Annotated in this window: 2 protein-coding genes; both read right to left on the bottom strand. The window is 38.9% G+C overall.

Annotation, left to right across the window (positions count from 1 at the left end; genetic code table 11):
- Nucleotides 1-161 precede the first annotated feature (161 nt).
- On the bottom strand, nucleotides 162-944 hold the full coding sequence (locus V7Z64_RS12920; RefSeq protein WP_297990927.1) for an amidase domain-containing protein: 783 nt from the start codon (nucleotides 942-944) through the stop codon (nucleotides 162-164).
- A 274-nt stretch (nucleotides 945-1,218) separates the two neighbouring features.
- Nucleotides 1,219-2,382 carry an FtsW/RodA/SpoVE family cell cycle protein gene (locus tag V7Z64_RS12925; RefSeq protein WP_297990928.1) on the bottom strand — a complete coding sequence of 388 codons (1,164 nt, stop codon included), beginning with the start codon at nucleotides 2,380-2,382 and terminating at the stop codon, nucleotides 1,219-1,221.
- Between the last annotated feature and the right edge of the window lie 60 nt (nucleotides 2,383-2,442).

Here is a 2,442-nt window from a genome sequence, read left to right on the forward strand (position 1 = left end):
CCTTTTTTTGTTTGGTTGTAAATTTATGTTAGTAAATTTGCTCATCTACAGTTACTTATATAATAAGCACCAAGTCCACCTGCATCATTGTTTCTTCTTGCATAATAAACATAATCATGAGCAACAGACCAACTTGTAGTGTTTTGGTTACCTTGATACCATCAGCGCAAATCGCCCCACCAATCCATATTTACTCCGCCACCGCGGCTAATTGCTTGTGAAATAAAGTTTGTACAATTGTTTGAGAAAACTGTAAAGTCAGGGTTGTTTTTGTTATACCAATTGTATGCATATGATCTAGCTCCTGATCGATTGTACAAGTGTTGTGCGGACATTATGCTTATGTCGTTCGTTGCTTCAATAACTTGTTGTCTATTCATTTCTTCAATTGGGGGTAAGTTGCTATTTGATGCCTGTTCACCAGTGTAATCCATTTCATCTTCAAATTTGTAATCAACTAATGCATATAACTTGCTTCTTTTGTTTTCGCTGGACGTGAAAATAAACTCATGTGTTCTTGTTTCAAGCCATGGATGTTCTTCCATCTGTTTTTTGTTTTTGTACTGGTAGTATTTAGCTACCTCCACTTTCAAACTTAACTTAATTGTTTCATTTACCTGATTTATTTGTATGTCGTCTACGTTCAAAATTTCTATTTTCTTGTACGATGCACCTAATTTATTTATATAATCTTGGTCTCTTTTTATAATATTCTCTAATCTGAGTTGCGACTTAGTATTTTTTATTTGAATGTCTACATTTTCTTCTTCTTCATTATTTTGAGGGATAAGGGAGGTGTACCTTTTTTCGATGATCCTTAAAGCTTCTTGAACAATTTTATTTTTCTCCTGTTCACTTATACTATCGTAGGCTAAAGCATTCGATGGAGAAAAAGTAAAAAAACAAAGCAAAAAGGGAAGGAAAGCGAGAACGACGTTTCTCATAGAACACTCCTCCTTATGAAAATAAATGTAACTCACTAATCATATTAACACTTATGTAAAATAGTTTCAATATATGGATCAGACAGGCTCCTTATTATACCAAATCAGGAACCTGTCTTTTTTTCTCCCACAAACATTTTACTCATACATCCGATTAGGTGTTTAACAGTGTGATTTCATTAGGAGAACGTACGTATGACTTTATAATATAGGAAACATATTATTGATCAAATAAGGAATTAGTATATGAACAAACAATAGGGGAAATGTTCCCCTATTGTTCAGTTGAAAACATAAATTTTTGTGTGCGAGAACGGACGTTTAGGACGAGCCCAATCGCAAGCATGTATGTTGCGAGCGAGCTTCCACCGTAGCTGACGAACGGAAGCGGAAGTCCGGTAATTGGCAGCAACCCGATCGTCATGCCGACGTTTTGGAACACTTGGAACGTGATCATGCCGATGACGCCCGCGCATAAATAGCTGCCAAACGGATCGTGGCAATCTAACGCGATTTGAATCATACGATAAATAAGCAAGAAAAAGAGGGAGACGACGAGGCTCGCTCCGATAAAGCCGAACTGTTCCCCGATAATGCTAAAAATGAAGTCGGTATGTGACTCAGGCAAGTACACGTCTAAATTTTTATATCCTTTCCCATACAACTCTCCCGAGCCAATCGCAAGAAGCGATTTTATGAGCTGAAATCCTTGTTCGCTCGCATATTCATACGGATTAAGCCAACCGTAAAAACGGTTTAGCTGATATTGCTTGATTTTTAACACATCAGGGAAATATAAAAACGCCACGATAAAAGCTGTTGCCCCGAGTATAGCTACCCCGGCAATTGACGCAATAATGCGCAAGCGAATACCGGAAACGAGAATGAGCGAGCCGGCAATCGCCATAAACACCATCGACATTCCCATATCTGGCTGACGCGCAAGCAAAAATAGCGGCGGCAGTAGCGCTAAGCCGATTTTTCCAAGCAACTTGAAGTCGTCTTGCAATGTCGGGTCGTTGTATTTTTCGCGATGGTTGACGATCATGCGGCTAATGACGATAATCATAAAAATTTTCATTAGCTCAGAAGGTTGGAAGTTACCTCCGGGTAGGCTGTACCAACTCGTCGCCCCTTTAATCGTTAATGTACCCGGAACGTTTAGTTCTAATCCGAGCAAAAGGATGATGCCAAAGCCATACAAATACCAAGCGATTTTAAACAACCGGTCGTAATCAAAAAGCATCGTCACCGCAATGACGACAGCACCGACACCGTACCACATGAGCTGTTTTTGGGCGAAGTTAATATGTTGCAGTTTGACAGGAAGCGTCTCCCGCGCACTTTCGATAGCGACGGCGCTCACGATTGCGATTAAAAATAAAATAAACAATAAGTGATAATCTATTTTTGTCTGAACCGTTTTTTCGTTTTCCATTACCGTTCCGTTACAGAAAACTTATAAGACTTTATAAGATAGCTAAAAATCTTATAAAGA

The sequence above is a fragment of the Anoxybacillus sp. genome (genome assembly GCF_036834105.1).
In the GTDB taxonomy this organism is placed as follows: Bacteria; Bacillota; Bacilli; order Bacillales; family Anoxybacillaceae; genus Anoxybacillus.

Excerpts from the sequence above, each read along its gene's own strand:
- V7Z64_RS12920 (WP_297990927.1), bottom strand. The coding sequence starts at position 944 with ATGAGAAACGTCGTTCTCGCTTTCCTTCCCTTTTTGCTTTGTTTTTTT.
- V7Z64_RS12925 (WP_297990928.1), bottom strand. The coding sequence starts at position 2,382 with ATGGAAAACGAAAAAACGGTTCAGACAAAAATAGATTATCACTTATTG.